This is a genomic window from Micromonospora sp. NPDC005087, from assembly GCF_042872965.1.
Lineage (GTDB): Bacteria > Actinomycetota > Actinomycetes > Mycobacteriales > Micromonosporaceae > Micromonospora.
The window spans coordinates 16,190-29,971 of sequence record NZ_JBIALB010000025.1; the positions used below are offsets into that span (position 1 = coordinate 16,190).

General features: G+C 69.2%; 8 protein-coding genes and 1 tRNA gene. 5 read left to right on the forward strand and 4 right to left on the reverse strand.

Features of this window, described 5'->3' with window-relative positions:
* Positions 1–99: 99 nt before the first annotated feature.
* Positions 100–2,886 carry a tetratricopeptide repeat protein gene (locus tag ACFYPS_RS32785; protein WP_387329792.1) on the reverse strand — a complete coding sequence of 929 codons (2,787 nt, stop codon included), beginning with the start codon at positions 2,884–2,886 and terminating at the stop codon, positions 100–102.
* Between the two features lie 234 nt (positions 2,887–3,120).
* Between ACFYPS_RS32785 and ACFYPS_RS32790 the strand changes: the two genes are divergently transcribed.
* A tRNA-Leu gene (locus ACFYPS_RS32790) sits at positions 3,121–3,204 on the forward strand.
* Here the strand turns inward: ACFYPS_RS32790 and ACFYPS_RS32795 are convergent.
* On the reverse strand, positions 3,160–4,902 hold the full coding sequence (locus ACFYPS_RS32795; RefSeq protein ID WP_387329860.1) for a recombinase family protein: 1,743 nt from the start codon (positions 4,900–4,902) through the stop codon (positions 3,160–3,162). The genes ACFYPS_RS32790 and ACFYPS_RS32795 overlap by 45 nt on opposite strands.
* Positions 4,903–5,740: 838 nt before the next feature.
* Here ACFYPS_RS32795 and ACFYPS_RS32800 point away from each other — a divergent pair.
* Positions 5,741–6,070 (forward strand): hypothetical protein, encoded by a 330-nt coding sequence (locus tag ACFYPS_RS32800; protein WP_387329863.1) that lies wholly within the window; start codon positions 5,741–5,743, stop codon positions 6,068–6,070.
* A gap of 396 nt (positions 6,071–6,466) precedes the next feature.
* On the opposite strand, the gene ACFYPS_RS32805 is transcribed toward ACFYPS_RS32800, so the two are convergent.
* Positions 6,467–7,168 (reverse strand): response regulator, encoded by a 702-nt coding sequence (locus ACFYPS_RS32805; RefSeq protein WP_387329795.1) that lies wholly within the window; start codon positions 7,166–7,168, stop codon positions 6,467–6,469.
* Positions 7,165–8,409, reverse strand: coding sequence for a sensor histidine kinase (locus tag ACFYPS_RS32810; RefSeq protein WP_387329797.1), 1,245 nt, complete (start codon positions 8,407–8,409; stop codon positions 7,165–7,167). The genes ACFYPS_RS32805 and ACFYPS_RS32810 overlap by 4 nt, the downstream gene beginning before the upstream one ends.
* A gap of 202 nt (positions 8,410–8,611) precedes the next feature.
* Here ACFYPS_RS32810 and ACFYPS_RS32815 point away from each other — a divergent pair, with 202 nt between their 5' ends.
* From ACFYPS_RS32815 to ACFYPS_RS32825, 3 genes are all read left to right on the forward strand, one after another.
* Entirely contained in the window at positions 8,612–9,034 is a 423-nt protein-coding gene (locus tag ACFYPS_RS32815) for a DUF6220 domain-containing protein (RefSeq protein WP_387329800.1), read from the forward strand.
* The gene (locus tag ACFYPS_RS32820; protein WP_387329803.1) at positions 9,031–11,028 is read left to right on the forward strand and encodes a multicopper oxidase family protein; all 1,998 of its coding nucleotides are present in this window, start codon (positions 9,031–9,033) and stop codon (positions 11,026–11,028) included. Before ACFYPS_RS32815 ends, ACFYPS_RS32820 begins: the two co-directional genes overlap by 4 nt.
* A gap of 308 nt (positions 11,029–11,336) precedes the next feature.
* A complete protein-coding gene (locus ACFYPS_RS32825; RefSeq protein ID WP_387329806.1) occupies positions 11,337–13,760 on the forward strand; it encodes an MMPL family transporter in 2,424 nt (807 codons plus the stop codon).
* Positions 13,761–13,782 lie beyond the last annotated feature (22 nt).

Below are 13,782 nucleotides of genomic sequence, written 5' to 3' on the forward strand. Positions count from 1 at the left end.
TCCCCTAAGCCGGGTGCCATCATATGGCTCGGCAGGTGGCGGGGGAACCCGCACGGTCACCCCTGTGGATACCGAGCGTGTGCGGTGTGGACGAGCAGCTCAGCTCGGTGGGGTGCTGCGCTCCCGCTCGGTGCAGACCTGCCCCGAGGTGGCGAAGCTGTCCGTCGAGTAGACCGCCAGCACGGTGAAGCAGTAGTCCACTCGGGAGTTCAGGCCGTTGACCGTGTAGCTGGTCCGGCCAGGGTCCACGGTGGCCATCACTCCCAGCGCCTGCCCGGCCCGGCCACCGGCGACCATGAACGGCACCGCACCCTCGGACGGGTCGGTCCAGGTCAGCGTGATCGTGACCGAGTCGTCCCGCAGCTTCAGATCACCCGGCGGCGGGCCGGCCGCCGTCGGCGCCGCCGCGGTCGGCGCGGTCCCGGTCGCCGGTGGCGCGTCGTCGCGGTTCAGCAGCACCGCGCCCAGGCCGCCCACCGCCACCACGGCCACCCCGGCGGCCACCACCGCGCCGATCAGCGTCGCCCGGCCGCGGCCCGTCGACCTCTCATCGGTGTACGCCGGCCGATACCCGTCCTGGCCCGGGTGGTACTGCTGGCCCGGGTACACCTGCTGACCCGGTTGGTACTGCTGGGCCGGGTACCGCTCCTGGACCGGATACTGCTCGGGAGCGCCCGGCGGGTAGGTCGGGGCTGCGGTCGCAGGTGACGCGAAGGGACCCGGAGCAGCCGCTTCCGGCAGGGTCGACTCGGGGTACCCGCTGGAGATTTGCGTGGTCGGAGCCGGGTCAACACCCGGTGACCAGGCGGACGGTGCTGTCTCAAGCGGCGCCGCGACGGGGCTCGACGGTCGGGCAGTCAGGTCCGGCTGGGTGAGGCCCGAGTCAGGCCTTGCCGGAGCTCCGCCTGCCGGCCCGACGGGCGGGAACACCTCCGTCGAAGCGGGCGGCGTCACACCTGTCGAATGCGCTGGCGCGTCCGGCGGCATCGCCGTGGCACCGAGCTCACCCAACTCGACCTCGGCGTGTGCTTCACCCCCGCGCCCGTCCACCTGAGACCCACCCGCCGGGTCGTTGCCCGCCGTCGGTGACGGCGGCGGCGAGGTGCGGCTCCACGGCGGCGCGGTCAACCCCCACGGAGGTACGGGCGGCGCGCTCACCGGCGGCGCGGAGGTGGGTGGGCCGGACACCGGGTAGTCGTGGCCCGGTGGTGCGGAGACGGGCTGGTGGTAACCCGGCGGCCCGGACACCGGGTACGGCTGGCCCGGTGGTGCCGAGACAGGTTGGCCGTAGCCGGGTGGCCCCGACACCGGGTAGGGCTGGCTCGGTGGTCCGGACACGGGGTAGGGCTGGCTCGGTGGGCCGGATACCGGGTACGGGTGGCCGGGCACTCCGGACACCGGCTGGGGGTAGCCGGGCGGTCCGGAGACGGGATAGGGGTGGCCGGGTGACCCCGACACGGGGTAGGGGAGCCCCGGTTCTCCTGACATGGGGCGGTTGTGGCCGGGCGGTCCGGACACGGGGAGGTTGCGGCCGGGGGGTGCGCTCACCGGGTGCGCCTGTTCGGGAGGTGCGGTGGCGGCGGAGGGCCCGCCCGCCGCGCCGCCGGCCACGTTGGGTGAACCGCTCGCCTCGGCCGGCGTGGCCGCAGCCCGGGCCGTCTCCTCGGCCAGGAGCGGCTCGATCTGCTGAACCTGGATCGTCGGGTTGTCCCATTGGGGCGCCGGAGACGGCGGGACCGCCGGGGCTGTCGGCGCGGCGGCTGGCACCGGGGTGGATGGCGTCGGCGGGGGCGGCGCGTCGACCGCTGGGTGCTGCGGTTGGTCGCCCACGCGCTGGCGTGGCGGTACGGGTGATTCGGACAGGGGCCGGGGTGGCTGCTGCGGTCCGACCAGCAGCTGCGGCTGCGCCGGCTGGCTCGCCGGCCGTGGGCGAGGCGACAGGTCGACCGGCGGTCGGGCTGGTCCCGGCTGCTGCTCGGTGCGCTGGCGCGGCGGCACGGGTGGTGAGGCGGGAGGTGCTGGCGGCGGCGCGAGAGTTGCTGACGGCGGCGCGGGAGGTGCTGGTGGCGGCGGTCCGGGCTGCGGTGACCCCGGCGTGACGGAGGTCGGTGTCGATCGAGCTGCCGGCGGGGCCGGCGTCACCCGGGGGGCGGGAGCCGGTCCCGGCGGTGGACCGGTATCGGTGGGCGGGGGTGGTGCGGCGGGTGCGCGTACCGCCGAAGGGGTCGGCTGAGGAGGGGCCGGCGGTGGCGGCGGAGCCCAGGGCGACGCGGCGGCCGGCGGTTCGCCCGCCGACGGTCGCATCGCGGCCAGGGTCGCCAGGGACAGCGTCGGACCGGACAGCGCCGAGCGCGTCCCTGCATCGTCTGCCGGGGCGGGATCGGCGGACCGGTTGTCAGGGGCCTGCCGGGGTGCCGGCGTCGACACGTGCCGCTCGGCCGGCGCGGCCGGGCCGGGAGCGGCATCGCCGAGGTAGTGGCGGGCGGCGCGTACCACCGGGTGGTGCACCCCGAGCACGGCGGGCCCGGCGGTGGCGACGCGGGTGTAGTTGCGGCGGGCCTCGTGCCGGTTGCCCAGTTCCTCGGCGACCTCCGCGAGTTCGAAGGCGAGCGCGAGCATCACCGGGTCCGAGTGCTCCCAGCGCCGCTCGCCCGCGGCGAACGCCTCCTCCAGCACCCGGCGGGCGGCGAGCGGGTTGTCCGCCTCCCGGTGCAGCCGGGCCAGGAGGTGCGCGGTGTGCAGCACCTCGGGGTGGTCTTCCCCGTACGGCGGGCGGGCGGATCCGACGGCCTCCGCGAGCAGTTGCTGGGCGGCGCTGAGGTCGCCCGCGGCGCGCAGGGCGAGGGCCCGGTGCTGGGCGGCAGCCAGAGGAGAGGGATGGGGCACGTGGCAATGCTGCCGTCAGAGGGCCGCCGGACGCTACCCGGACACGTCTTCGGCCGTGCGTCGGTGAGCCCTCGTGAGGCGGTCTGAGCAGCGGTGGAAACGCCTCGACGGGGGGCTCGGATGGCGATGTGCATGATCCACGAGTGGCGTGTACAGTAACTCCCCGTGCGGCCCGCCGGGCCGACCTTCGGGTGTCAAGATCATCCAGGTCGGCGAGGTAGGCTGAACGAGCAGGTCCGGGTGGCGGAATGGCAGACGCGCTAGCTTGAGGTGCTAGTGCCCGTATAGGGCGTGGGGGTTCAAGTCCCCCCTCGGACACAATTTAGTACATGATCCACTTGGGTTTGCCTGAGCGGATACCGTGCGGGCGGTTGGCCGATAGGTCAGGTTCAGCCCCAATTCGCGGTAGATCAGGGCCTTGTCGGCGGGGTCGGCGTCGCGGAGGACGGCCGTGATGTTTCCCAGGGTTTCCACGATGCGGCGGATCTCGTCGGGGCTCATTGTCTGGCGTCCGTTGAGGCGGCGCAGCTTGGCCTCGGCAGTGACCTGTTCTGCTTGGACGTCGGCGATCCATCGGCTGACGACGGCGGGGTCGGCGCCGCTGTCGAGGGCGGCGCGGTAGCGGTCCAGCCGGGTGGTGCAGGTGGCGAGGGTTTCCCGTGCCGCCTTGATCGCCTGTTGGTCGGCGTCGTCGTGTTGCGCTTCGGCCATGGCGTGGACGGTTGCGGTGAGTTGGCTGGGTGAGAAGGCTCGGGCGAGCCATGGGTCGAGTTGTTCGAGGATGTGGTCCTCGCGGACGTAGACGCTGCGGGGGTGGGCGATGCGGTTGGCGTCGGCGTACTCGGCGGCGTAGGTGCAGCGGTAGTTGTTGCGGTCGTTGTTGAAGCTGCCGATCATGCGCCGGTGGCAGATGCCGCAGTGCAGGAGGCCGGACAGCACGTAGTTGCGTTTGCTGGCCCGGGGCTTCGTGACTCCATCGGGACGCCGTCCTGCACTGGCGATCAGCGTCTGGGTATTGGTGTACGTCTCGTCGTCCACGAGTGGTTCGTGTGCCAGGGCGCCGGAGTAGATCCACTCGTTGGCGGGGTTCCAGCGCAGCTTGGTTTCGTGTCCGAGGGCAACGTCGTCGACGTCGATCAGGATTTCGGCCTTGCGTTGTTTGTTCCACACCTGGCGGCCGGTGTACCGGGGGTTGGTCAGGATGACGCGGATGGCGCTCTTGCTCCATGCCGTGGTGGTGCGGTGTGGGTTGCGTCGCCGGTCGTAGGCCGAGGGGGAGAGGATGCTGTCGCGGGTGAGTCCTTCGGCGATGGCGAAGATGCCCTGTCCGGCGAGGTACTCGGTGTAGATGCGTCGTACGACGGGTGCGGTGAGCGGGTCAGCTTCCAGGTGGTGCAGCCGTCGACCGTCGGCGGCCTTGCCCGGATTGGGGTGGGGGCCGGCGTCAACGAGTCGGTAGCCGTAGGGTGGCCGTCCACCGAGGAATCGTCCCTCGGTTGCGGCCTGGGCGGCCATGGCACTGCGGACTCGCACCTTGATGCGGTTGCGCTCGCCTTTGCTCATGCCTCCGTAGAGGGCCATGTCGAGGTCGTGAGCGTCGCTGCCCGGGTCGACAGCCCCACCGACCTCAGGCACCCACAGTTCGACACCGTAGTGCTCGAACAGGGGGAAGGTGAGCCCGAACTGATTGCCGTAGAAGGCGCGCTGGGGTTCACCGATCACGACGGCAGCGAAGCCTCGGTGCGGGTCGCGGAGCGCGGCGAGCAGGCGGGTCGCCTCGCCGCGACGTCTCCACGGCAGGGATCGGGACAGCCCGATGTCGAAGAACTCTTCGACCACCTGTCCGCCTACCGGCTCGATCAGGGCTCGCGATCGAGATAGCTGCCAGGCCCGGGATGCTTCCGGGTCCTGCTGGTCCTCGGTCGACACTCGCCCGTAGAAGGCGAATCGCAGAGGTTGAGCAGCGAAGGCCCCTTGATCCGACCCGTGCCGGTTGAATCCTCGGTCAGTGTTCATTCTTCCTCACTTTCGGCGCGCGGTAGCTGTCCGTGGGCGGCGAGAAGTATCCGTAGAAGCCGGCGAGCGGCGGTCAAATTGAGGCCGGGCGGATCTAATGGAACGATCACCGTGGGTGATGTACGTTGGTGGTCCTGTGTCGACTGATCGACGACACAATTATATGCATTGTCATTGGAATTGGGAAAATCTGGCAATGGTTGTGCCATAGACGCTCCGTGAAGCAGAGGCATCCGAGTATTGGATGCCGAGCGGAATCTTCATCGGTGCCTCCTTTCTGGAGCTGACGACCTTGGTCGGTTGGCAGCAGACGCGGCGAGTGATGTGTAGTACCGCGAAGCGCTGGACCTGCTGTGGCGCGTGAGTCCGACCGCCTCGCTTCGGTGCAAGCGGCAACTCTTCCGGGCGAACGAGGGCGGCCTGAGGTGTCCTGGGATTTGCCCTCTACGCGGCCGTGCCTGCTTCGGGGCCGCTTTCTCCCTGCTCAGCCCCACGAGGGAAAAGGCGCATGTATCGGAGTGGCGCGCCGTTTCCTTTCGAAGCGCATGCAATAAGCAGCAGCACTTCGCTCTATTGTCGAGCGCGGAGTCCTCCACGCGGCACCGGAACAGTTCGCTGACCCTGGCGCGTACCTTCGCGGCTCTGAAGCAACGAGCTAGAAGGGGGATCCGAGCCGGAACGGTTGTACGAGGCTGCGCAAGCGGTAAGAACGCTTTCGTCGGTCTTCAGTCGCTTGGGCGGTCGGTGAGGCGGCGCAGCGTTGTTCCTGGCTGGGGGAAGGCGAGCCGCAGGGTGTGTGTTCGCGCTCCCTACGGCTCACCCGTTGGCCGCCCGAGAGGTGATTCCCTTCCCGGACCTGTGGGACGAACCTTTCGTCGCGGCCCCCGCTGAGACCGGGCGGTGGCGGGACGTCTGGCTGGCGGCTGACGAACGCGATGGCCACCGAGTCCGCATCGGCGCCGTCGCCGTGCAGCCCGACGACTGTCTCAGTGCGATCGCCAACGGCTACGGCATCGCTTTGGCCCCGAATCCGCCGCCCGCTTCTACGCCCGCCCTGGCATCGTCTACCGGCCCGTCAGCGGCGTCAGCCCTAGCCAGATCGGCGTGGCCTGGGCAGCCGGCGACCACGCCAATCCCGTCATCCAAGACTTCGTCCGCTGCTGCTTGAGCAGTCGACCACCGCTGCCGTGCCGGGCTCCGTATCCGCCCAGTCCAGAGGAGTGCGAGGCCCGACGTCGATGAGGAGCAGAACCCTTGTATCGCTCCGGTCATCAGACTGTGGTCGTTGAATTCTCGCCCACCTGATGCATTTCCCGAGGGTTGCCGTAGCGGACGGCTGTCCCCGGTTGTTCGTGTACCGCGACCTACCGGTGGAGCCGTCCGGTCACACGAACCGGAAAAGTGCAGGTCAACAGCGAGATCACGTCATGGAGTGGACCGAATGTGCCAGAACCCGAACCGCCTCCCAGCAGCTCAGGGGCCAGTTGTGGCGGTTGCGCCGGTACGTCGGCGGACACCGTGACGTGGGCCGCCCGACATGATCACGTCGTAGCGCGCTACGCATTCATGCCTTACTAGGACTGACCAGTCCTGTTTGGTAAGCGATGACAACCAGTTGTGCGCGGTCGCGCGCACCCAGTTTCGCCATCGCGTGGCTGACATGGGTGCGCGCGGTGGCTGGGCTGAGAAACAACTCGATGCCGATCTCGTTGTTGCTCATGCCCAATCCCACCAGGGCTAGCACTTCACGCTCGCGCTGGGTTAGCACCGCGAGCCGGTCCTCCGCGGCCTGGGTGGCTGTTCGTTGCGCGGTGAACTGGCTGATGAGGCGTCGGGTGATCCGCGGCGCGAGCAGCGCGTCTCCGGCGGCGACCACCCGGATGGCATGCAGGAGCTCGGCCGGTCCGGCGTCTTTGAGCAGGAAGCCGCTGGCGCCGGCTTGCAGTGCCTCGAAGACGTACTCGTCGGTGTCGTAGGTGGTCAGGATGAGGACTCGGACCTGCTCCAACCCGTGCGTCTCGGCGATCTGGGTGGTGGCTCGAATCCCGTCCAGCTTTGGCATGCGGATGTCCATGAGGACGACGTCGGGGCGGGTGGCGCGGGCCCGCTCGACGGCTTCGGCGCCGTTAGTGGCTTCTCCCACCACCGTGATGTCGTCTTCGAGTTCGAGTAGGACCTTGAACCCGGATCGCACGAGACCCTCATCGTCGGCGAGCAGCACCTTGATCGGAGCGTTGGTTAACGGTGACGCGGCCGCTGCGTTCACAGGCGCGACCCGGTCGGCGCGAGGGGCAGCCGGGCCGTGACTTCGAACCCTCCGCCCGGAGTCGGCTTGGCGTCGAGTTCTCCGCCCAGCAGTTGACAGCGCTCGCGCATTCCGAGGATCCCGTGGCCGGGCGTGGCCGAACTGCCGGTGCTGGTCGGATACTGGGCCGGTAGGTGCGGGTAGGCGGGGTCATCACCTGTGGCGGCACGGCGGCCCTCATCGGTCACGCGGATCTCCAAGACGTCGACCCCCGGGTTCAGCGCCACCGTCACCCGAGTCGGGCCGACGTGGCGGATCACGTTGGTGATCGATTCCTGCAGGATTCGGTAGGCAGCACTCCCCACCGCGCTCGGCAACGGCGTCGCGGGCGAGGTCTCTTCGAGGTTGATGTCGAGTCCGGCATCGCGTGCCTTGGCGGTGAGTTCCTCGATCTGCCCAAGCCCGGGGTACGGCACGCGCCCGTTGTTGTCGTCACGGAGTACCCCGAGGATGGCGCGCATCTCCCGCAGCGCCCGAGAACTGGTCTGCTCGATGACTTGCAGCGCCTCGCGTGCCACTTCCGGCCTCTTGTCGAGCACGTGCGCGCTGACACCGGATTGGACGTTGATGATCGCGATGGCGTGCGCAACCGTGTCGTGGACCTCGCGCGCGATCCGGAGCCGTTCGGCGTCGACCCGCGCCCGCGCCTCCTCCTCGCGAGTCCGTTCAGCCAGCTCGGCACGCTCCTGAGCTTCGGCTGCGATGACCCGTCGAGACCGAACGGACTCGCCGAGCGCCGCGCTCATCACCGACGCACCGATCCGGAAGAACACCCAGCCGATGGCGGCGCGTGGCTCGATGTCGGCCGCGGCGACCAGCCATCCGACGGCGAGCACCGTGGTACCGAAGCCAGCCAACACCAGCGACCGGCGCCCGTCGCCGTACGCGGTGAGGGTGTACAGGGCGACGAAGAGCCCGAGCCAGCCGGGCCCGTCCGGGAAGTCGAGGCTGAAATACACCAAGCTGACGAGTGCGGTGGTGACAAACACCGGAACCGGCCACCGGCGGCGGACGGCCACGACCAGGCCACTCAACGCCAGCAGCGCGTATCCGAGGTTGCCGAGGTCGGCGAGCGGACGCGATGCCCCGTCGACGGCAACGCGGGCGACCGTGCCCTGCACCTGCATCACGGTGACGAAGAGCGCGAGCGCCACGTCCTGCGCCACCACCCGCAGGGAGAACGACACGGCACGCTGTTCCATGCAGCGATCCTACGGTTCTCGTCCACAGGCGAATCTGGGCCCAGACGCGCGACCTGCTACGCCGGCGGGCGTAGTGAGATACGAGGTCGTCTACGGCCAATTGCGTAGACGCTGCCACCCGCTGTCCGAGGCCACGGCAGCCTCCCCGGCGCGATGATCGCCGCCATGAGCGATCACCCCCACCCACTTCGAGGAGCGCACCATGCGTAGATTCTTCGCCGGCCTGGCGGCCCTACAGATGTTGGCCGTCGTCACGCAGTTCTTCCTGGCCGCCAGCGGTGCGTTCGACACGGCACCCAACGATGAGTCCTTCCAACCGCACCGCGCGCTGGGCGGCGGAATTGTCCTGCTCGCGGTCCTGGTGGCCATCGTCGCCGCGACAGCCCGGATGCCCGGGCGGCTCATCGGGATGAGCGGCCTGGTCGCGGGGCTCGCGGTTGTCGAGTTCGTGATCAAGGGGATCGCCACAGCGCTCAACGGCACCGGCGGCAGCTCGACCGCCGGCGGGCTCGTCTTCGGTCTGCACGCGGTCAACGGTCTCGCCATCCTGGCGATGGCCGGGATGATCGTCCGCCAGGCCAGGCAGCTGTCCGGGCCGGCCGCACCCACGCGACAGGCGCCATGAGCACGAGGCTGTTGATCGTCCTGGACCACGTCGTCGCGCTGCTGGGCGTCGCGGCGTGGTTCGCGACCGGCGTCATGCTGGCGCTCCGGCGAACCCGGCTGGCGCTCGCCGTTCTCGTCGCGGCGGTGCTCGTGACGCTGGCCCGGGTGGTCAGCGTGGCGATACTGGCCGGCCGGGGCTGGTGGTTCGTACAGGAGAAGGTGCTACTGGGGCTGCCGATGCTGGGGGTCGCCGGGGCCGTCGCCGTGCTGCTCGTAGGCCCACAACTGCTCGCGGCGAGACGGGGGCGAGGCGACGGAGCGTCGGTAGACGGCGTGGTTTCGGTGTTCACTGCGGCTTACGCGGCACTGGCCGGTCTTGTGGTGACCTTCCTGGTCGGGTACCCGCTCACCGTGAGCACGGCCTTGATCACGATCTCACTCGTGTGCGCCGGCGCGTTGCTGACCGCGCGGGTGATCGCGCCGCCCACCGGGAACGCCGCTGGTGCGGGCGTCGCTCAGGCACCGGAGGGTCGACGCGCGATCTCGCGCCGCCGGTTCCTCGGCTGGACCGGTGGCGCGGTCGTGGTGACCGCGGCCGGTGCCGGCACTGGGCTGTCGTTCCTCCCCGCCGAATCGGTGAGCAGGGGAGGCGGCCCGGGACGCTCGTCCCGAGCGGCCGTGTCGGTGGCCGACCTACGGGGCTCCGGCTCACCGGCACCGGGTGGCACCGTGCGGCGGCACGTGCTCACCGCGAAGAAGGCCACCGTACGGCTCCCGTCCGGACGAGAGATCGACGCGTGGACCTACAACGGCGAGGTCCCGGGTCCGGCGATCACCGCGACCCAGGGTGACCTGATCGAAGTGCGGCTGCGCAACGCCGACATCGAGGGCGGCGTGACCCTGCACTGGCACGGCTACGACGTACCGTGCGGCGAGGACGGCGCGCCGGGTGTGACCCAGATGGCCGCGGGACCCGGTGAGGACTTCGTCTACCGGTTCCGCGCCGACCAGGTGGGCACCTACTGGTACCACACCCATTACGCGTCCCACGTCGGCGTACACAAGGGGCTGTACGGAACCCTCGTCGTGAAACCGCGCGACGGACGGCGAGCCGACGAGCACTCTGCGGCGGAGCAGGTGGACCTGACCCTGCCCGTGCACACCTTCGACGGCACCGTCGTGATCGCAGGCAGAGACGGCCAGACCGAACACCCCGCACCACCCGGTACACCCGTGCGGCTGCGATTGATCAACACCGACTCGGATCCGCACCGGATCGTCCTCGCCGGAACCCCGTTCCGGATCACGGCCGTCGACGGCCGAGACCTCAACCAGCCGGGGGAGGTCAGCGGCGTCGGACTGCACCTGCCCGCAGGCGGGCGATACGACCTGGTGTTCCTCATGCCGGACACGTCCGTGGCACTCGTTGTCGACGACGATCGTGACGGCGGACTGCGCATGCGGCCGCATGGCGATGCCCCCGGTGAAGCGCGCGTCGAGGACACGTCCGACTTGCCGGAGCTGGACCTGCTGCGGTACGGAGCTCCGACCGCCGTGCCCTTCGACACCCGCAATGCCGACCGGCACTTCACCATGGTCCTCGACCGCGGAGTGGCCATGGTCGACGGCCGACCGGCGTACGCGCAGACCGTCAATGGCCGAGGCCACCCCTCCGTCCCCGATCAGCTCGTCGCCAAAGGCGACATCGTCCGGTTCACCGTCGTCAACCGAAGCCTGGAAACGCACCCCTGGCACCTGCACGGCCATCCCGTGCTGATCCTGTCCAGGAACGGAACGCCGTCGACGGGCAGTCCGCTGTGGGTGGACACCTTCGACGTCCGGCCAGGCGAGAAATGGGAGGTCTCGTTCCGCGCTACGAATCCCGGAATCTGGATGAACCATTGCCACAACCTGCCCCACGCGCATCAGGGCATGATGCTGCGACTGCACTACGACGGCGTCACGACGCCATTTGGCGGCCCGCACGGCGGAATCTCGGGCCATGGCCACTGATCCAGCCCGCGCCGCTCCTCAGCCCGGTGGGTGCGCGGACGATCTCAAGTCGAATCTCCTTGTCCTGGTCCACCGGCACACCCGGACAATCATCGACGCCGAACTGCATCGGCTGGCCCGTCGAGCCCCATCCCTCTCCCCTGCCGACTTGGACGTCATCAACACGGTGCTGGAAGAGCTCGCCGAGTCGGTGACTCTCGCCCCGCTGCGAAACGCACCACGGGAAACAGCGGTTCTGCTAACACGCATTTTCGGCGCCGGAATGAACACCGATCGAGTGCAACACTCAACGACTTGAGGAGAGATTGATGACAACCGAGACTTCCCGTACGGATGGGGCTCTGGCGGGACTAGCCCGGTTCTGTTACCGGCGCCGTCGCCTCGTCCTCCTGACCTGGATCGTCGGCGTCATCGCCGTGGCGATCGTCGGCTTCGGCTTCGGCGCCGCCTCCGACAACGACTTCTCCGGTGGAGACTCCGATTCCGCCAGGGCGCAGGTTCTGATCGAGAAGCACTTCCCCGAGCAGCAAGGGGACACGCTGACTCTTGCGATCAAGGCAGAGAAGGGGATCGACGACCCCGCCGCCCGGCAGAAGATCGAGAAGGTCATCGCCGATCTGGACGCCTCACCCATTACAGGACCGGTGACCTCGCCGTATCAGGACGAGGATCTGGTGACGAAGGATCGTCGTATCGCCCGTACGACCATCCCGCTGACCGACAAGGAGGTGAAGAAGACCGCCGTTGAGCCCCTGGTGACCACGGTCAAGGAAGCCTCCGGTGACGGCGTGACGCTGGGGCTGGGCGGGGACCAGGCAGCGAAGGCCGAGACACCTCCGCAGGGTCCGGCCGAGAGCGTGGGCGTCCTGGCGGCAGCGGTGATCTTGTTCATCGCCTTCGGGTCACTGGTGGCGATGGGCCTGCCGATCGTGACCGCACTGCTGGCGATCATCGCCGGCATCGCCCTGATGAAGCTGGTGGGGCACGTGGTCCCCTCGCCGGATTTCACTGTGATCCTCGCCGCGATGATCGGGCTCGGTGTCGGCATCGACTACGCACTGTTCATCCTGACCCGGTACAAGGACAGCCTGCAGGACGGCGATGAGCCCGAGAGCGCCACTGTCAAGGCCATCACCACCGCAGGACGCGCGGTGCTGTTCGCCGGCACGACCGTTGTGATCGCGTTGCTGGGCCTGATCGTCATGGGACAGAGGCTGATGACCGGAGTGGCCGTCGCCACGTCGGTGATCGTGCTGGTGACGATGATCGCCGCAGTGACCCTGCTGCCGGCGTTCCTGGGCTTCACCGGCCACAAGATCAACTCGCTGCGCCTGCCCCGTCGCACGTCCCGCAAGCAGAGGGCCGACGGTGTCCCGTCTCGGGAGCGCCGCACTCCCGCCGAGCGCTGGGCGGGCGTGGTGCAGCGCAAGCCGCTGGTCGCCGCGGTTCTGGCCGGCGCGGTCCTGCTGGTGCTGGCCGCCCCCATGCTGTCGATGCGGCTGAGCCTGCCCGACGCCAGTGTCCAGCCCCACGACAGGAGCAGCTACACCTCACACAAGATCGTCTCCGAGGGCTTCGGTCCCGGCTACGGCGCACCCCTGATCTTCGCCACCGAGGTCGACTCCAAGAACGCCGATCTGCGTCCCGTCGTCGAAGCGGTCAGCAAGACCGAGGGCATCGCCTACGCCACGCAGCCTCGGATCAGCGAGGACGGGCAGGCCGCCACCTTCATAGCCTTCCCTAAGACCGGATACCAGGACGAGGCGACCGCGGACCTGGTGCACCAACTCCGTGACGACGTGCTGCCCAAGGCGCCCGGCGGCGAAGGGGTCTACGTCGGCGGCCCGAACGCCGCCACGATCGACAACGCAGACGAGGTCGGCTCGCGCCTGCCCCTAATGATCGCGGTCGTCATCGCGATGTCCGTGGTGCTGCTGATCGCGCTGGTCCGGTCGGTCACGATCGCGCTGCAGGCCGCCGTGATGAACCTGCTGTCGATCGGCGCCGCCTACGGCGTGCTCGTCGCGGTCGTGCAGTGGGGATGGCTCGGCTCGGCCCTCGGTTTCCCCACCGAAATGCCGATCACGACCTGGGTGCCGATGATGATGTTCCCGGTCCTGTTCGGCCTGTCGATGGACTACGAAGTCTTCCTGATCTCGCGGATCCGTGAGGAGTACGAGCGCACCGGCGACACCCGGATGGCCGTCACTCGCGGGCTGGCACGGACCGCCAAGGTCATCACGGCCGCGGCCGCCATCATGATCGCCGTCTTCACGACCTCCCTGCTCGGCCACGACGTCGCGGTCAAGCAGGGAGGTCTGGGCATGGCCGTCGCCGTACTCATCGACGCCACCATCGTCCGGATGGTCCTCGTCCCCGCGGTGATGGAACTGTGCGGCAAGGCCAACTGGTGGATGCCCGGACGCCGGGCACCGAAGGCGACCTCGGCTTCACACAGGCCAGGGTCGCGGAAGAGGTCAGAGGCTGACCCTTCCTGGAGTCGGAGTGCGGGGAACCCTCGGCGGATTCCCCGCGCTCCTCTTGCGAAGATCCGGAGAGCGCAGTCTCGGGGGCGTCCCTCGTGTAGGACGGACCCGCTGTCCGAGGCGGCCGCAGCGATCCGGCACCTCGAGGTGGAGCAGGCCCGGGGCTGTTCCGGGTGGCCGGGCGGTGCTGGCGCCCGCCCGGCCAGCCGGTCGAACAGCAGGCCATCGATGCAGGCAACGAGATGATTGCCGATCTGCTCCGGGTGCC

Excerpts from the sequence above, each read along its gene's own strand:
- ACFYPS_RS32795 (WP_387329860.1), bottom strand. The coding sequence starts at position 4,902 with ATGAACACTGACCGAGGATTCAACCGGCACGGGTCGGATCAAGGGGCC.
- ACFYPS_RS32810 (WP_387329797.1), bottom strand. The coding sequence starts at position 8,409 with ATGGAACAGCGTGCCGTGTCGTTCTCCCTGCGGGTGGTGGCGCAGGAC.
- ACFYPS_RS32815 (WP_387329800.1), top strand. The coding sequence starts at position 8,612 with ATGCGTAGATTCTTCGCCGGCCTGGCGGCCCTACAGATGTTGGCCGTC.
- ACFYPS_RS32820 (WP_387329803.1), top strand. The coding sequence starts at position 9,031 with ATGAGCACGAGGCTGTTGATCGTCCTGGACCACGTCGTCGCGCTGCTG.
- ACFYPS_RS32825 (WP_387329806.1), top strand. The coding sequence starts at position 11,337 with ATGACAACCGAGACTTCCCGTACGGATGGGGCTCTGGCGGGACTAGCC.